The following is a 2,333-nucleotide window of genomic DNA, read 5'->3' as shown; positions in this document are numbered from 1 at the left end:
CGGGCCGCCCCCCGTCCCCTGCCCACCCCCGGGGGAGTAGCAAAGGTCCCTTGCTCCTCTTCAGGCGGCTAGTTGGCGGGGTTCTGTGTCGGGGGCAGAGGGCTCGGGGACGTGGAAGCTGTGTGCGGTGACGGGGCGGCGGCGCGAAAGCAGGTAGATGCCGACGCCGACCGCTATGCCGACGACGCCAACCGCGATGGTGCCCACAGTGCCGAGCGAGGCCGTCTTGCCTGCGATGGCGCCGACGATCGCGGCCGCGGGCAGGGTGAACAGCCACGCGATCACCATGCGTCCCGCCATCCGCCACCGGACGGGCGCCTCACGACGGCCGACGCCGGAACCGATGATGCCGCCGGAGCAGACGTGAGTGGTCGAGAGGGGAAAACCGAGCCGTGAAGAGACCAGGATGACCAAGGCCGAGCTGGTCTGCGCTGCGAAACCCTGAGGGCCTTCGATGTCGGTCAGTCCTTTGCCGAGGGTGTGCGTGATCCGCCAGCCACCGAGGTAGGTGCCGAGCGCCAGTGCGCAGGCGGCACTGATGATCACCCAGACGGGTGGCGCCGCGCCGGACGGGAGCAGGCCGCCGGAGACGAGGGTCAGCGTGATGACACCCATCGTCTTCTGCGCGTCGTTGGTCCCGTGAGCCAGTGACACCAGAGAAGCGGAGACGATCTGTCCTATCCGGAACCCCTTGCTGTTCGGCTTGCGCCGGACCAGGAACCGGTAGACCAAGTAGGTCACGGTCATCGCCACCAAGCCGGCGATGACCGGCGAGGCGGCGGCGGGGACCAGCACCTTGTCGACGATCTTGCCGAAGTGGACGGAGTCCGCGCCCGCCGAGACCCACGTGGCGCCGATCAGGCCGCCGAAGAGTGCATGCGAGGAACTCGACGGCAGGCCGATGAACCACGTCAGCAGGTTCCAGACGATCGCGCCGATCAGGCCGCCGAACACGATGGCCGGGCCGACCTTGGTGTCGTCGACGAGGCCACTGGAGATCGTCTTCGCGACCTCCACCGAGAGGAAGGCACCAACGAGGTTCAGCACCGCTGAGATGGCGACGGCGACGCGCGGGCGCAACGCTCCTGTCGCGATGGACGTTGCCATCGAGTTCGCGGTGTCGTGGAACCCGTTCGTGAAATCGAAAACGAGAGCCGTGACGACTACGACCACGACCAGCAACGAGGGTTGCACCCCGACCTCCGAACCCTGTGGGGATACCTCCCGCAAAGTACCTGACTGGTGGAGTGAACCGTTAACGGCCCGTATGTATTCGAGACCTACGCCGTTAAGCCAGAGGTAACGTACGTTGACTGTCCGCAGCAGGCTCGAGTTCGCCCTTGACCAGCTGGACGAACCGATGCGCGAACGGACGCCAGGTTTCGGCGATGTCCGCGTGCGATGCGATCAAGGCGTCCCGTTCGAACACACCCGGACGAGTGAGTTCCGCCATTTCGGGTTCTTCTGCCGCCCACAACGCCACGATGTCCGGAGTGGTCTCGATGTGGAACTGGACACCGTAGACACAACGGTTGAATCGGAATGCCTGATGGGGGTAGCGCGGGGCGGAGGCCAGCAGCTCCGCACCCGCCGGCAGCCGGGTGATCACGTCGTTGTGGAACTGCATGACATCCTGGATGAGCGGCAGCTCGGCGAAGAGGGGGTCCGTCCAGGCGGCGTCCTTCTTCGTGACCAGGGAGGGCCCTACCTCCGGCCCCCGCTCACCGACCTCGACCTTGCCACCGGTCGCCGCGGCAAGCAGCTGGGCGCCGAGGCAGACGCCGAGCGTCGGGACCCGGGCAGCGGCAACTCGGGCGAGCAGCCTCCGAACGTCCGCGAGCCACGGGTGCTCGGCGTCGTCGTGCGCTCCCATTTCGCCACCCAGACAGATGACGCCTCCGTAACCCTCGGCGTCGGCCGGGAGGTCCTGGCGGCCAGGAAGCCGGATGTCCAGCTCGGCGCCGGCCTCGACCAGCCAGTCCCCGAGTGCCCCCACCGGGTCGGATTCCGACGGCTGGATGATCAGCAAACGCGGTGAAGTCACCAGCCCAGCCTACGGATGCGCTCAAGAGTGAGCGAGGGACCTTTGCTATCGCCGGGCGGCAGTGAAGGTCCCTTGCCCCCGGGGACGGGGTCGGCGCGGGGGGCTCGTGGGGAAGACCGGGTGTATAGCGAAAAGGGCCTTGCCGGGAGAACCGTGGGGGTTCTCGACCGGGCAAGGCCCTTCTCATCCATGTTGTGTTCGGCGGTGTCCTACTCTCCCACAACCCTTCGGTTGCAGTACCATCGGCGCAGTCAGGCTTAGCTTCCGGGTTCGGAATGGGACCGGGCGT

The 2,333-nt window shown here is 66.9% G+C and carries 2 protein-coding genes and 1 rRNA gene; all 3 read right to left on the bottom strand.

Annotated elements, in window-relative coordinates; all coding sequences use genetic code 11:
* Window positions 1-60: 60 nt before the first annotated feature.
* Entirely contained in the window at window positions 61-1,194 is a 1,134-nt protein-coding gene (locus ACFWY9_RS34000) for an anion permease (RefSeq protein WP_378340786.1), read from the bottom strand.
* Between the two features lie 94 nt (window positions 1,195-1,288).
* A complete protein-coding gene (locus ACFWY9_RS33995; protein ID WP_378340785.1) occupies window positions 1,289-2,044 on the bottom strand; it encodes a type 1 glutamine amidotransferase in 756 nt (251 codons plus the stop codon).
* 196 nt (window positions 2,045-2,240) lie between these two features.
* Window positions 2,241-2,333, bottom strand: a 5S ribosomal RNA gene (rrf, locus tag ACFWY9_RS33990); the annotation flags it as partial.

This window comes from Amycolatopsis sp. NPDC059027, assembly GCF_042739735.1.
Taxonomy (GTDB): domain Bacteria; phylum Actinomycetota; class Actinomycetes; order Mycobacteriales; family Pseudonocardiaceae; genus Amycolatopsis.
Note: the sequence above shows the minus strand (reverse complement) of the source record. Positions and strands in the feature narration are given on the sequence as shown.